This is a genomic window from Acidovorax sp. HMWF018, from assembly GCF_003061035.1.
Lineage (GTDB): Bacteria > Pseudomonadota > Gammaproteobacteria > Burkholderiales > Burkholderiaceae_C > Acidovorax > Acidovorax delafieldii.
Genome location: NZ_QAIM01000394.1, coordinates 10,448 through 11,425, shown reverse-complemented (window position 1 = coordinate 11,425; position 978 = coordinate 10,448). Strand labels below are relative to the sequence as shown.

Genomic DNA, 978 nt, shown 5'->3' with positions numbered 1-978 from the left:
TCTCAGCCGTTGGATCTACCGGGCATGGGGAAGTCTGCTGAATCCCCAGGCTTTCTTCCCCCTGGCGTGCGTTTGACCGAGACGCCAGATGCCTGGTCCCTCGCGTTCACGCAGACCGCTTGGCGCTGGTCCGCGGCGGTGGCCCTGGCTTTGCTGGCGCTGGAGTGGTGGGTGAACGACCGCATCCAGCCCCGCGCCCTGGTGCTGCCGAGCGGCTTTTGGGGTTGGTTGGCTGTGTTGGTGCTGCCTGCCTGGGCCTTGCATGCCGCCACCCGGCGGTGGACGCTGCTGGTGCAGGACGATGGCCTGGTCGTGCGTCGCGGCTCTTGGGTTTGGTCTCGCGTGGCGACGTTGCCAGGCGAGTCCAGCCAGTCGCTGGTGCACAAGCTGCAGTTCGCGGCGGGGACCCAGGCCTACCACGCGGTGCTGGGCAAGGATGCATCAGGGCATTCGCAAACGCTGACACCAGGGCTGAGCGGCACGGCTGCCGCGCAGGCCGTGGGCCAGGCCGTGGCACGTGCGTGGCTGGATCGTCGGGGGCGCTTCACGCCAGGGGCGCAGCGGCCCCAGGTGGCTGCCCATTCACGCCCAGCCTGGGGTGGTTGGGCATGGCTCTTGGCCTTTGGCTTGCTCGTGTGGTGGGCCCATGGCGGGCGTGCGGTGTGGGGGGCAGGTCGCAGCGCTGTACTGCAAGCCCCTGCGGCAGTGGCTTCATCGCGCATTTGGGCGCCTGCAGATGCCCGCCTGATGGACGCTCAGAACGCGGGCGATGCCAGCGCACTGGCGCAGGCCCTGCGCGATGGCGCCAACCCCAACCTGCTGGCAGACACCGGCTCCTCCGTGCTGATGCTGGCCGCCCACCGGGGGCAGTTGGCGCATGTGGAGGCGCTGCTGCAAGCCGGGGCCGAGCCCGATCTGCGGCAGACGGCCAAGGACAGCGAGCGCGGCGATACGGCCCTGCTGCGGGCCTTTTATGGC

General features: G+C 69.7%; 1 pseudogene. It reads left to right on the top strand.

The annotated features are described in order from the left end of the window. Positions 1-24: 24 nt before the first annotated feature. Positions 25-978: pseudogene (locus DBR23_RS30785) on the top strand (ankyrin repeat domain-containing protein); the annotation flags it as partial.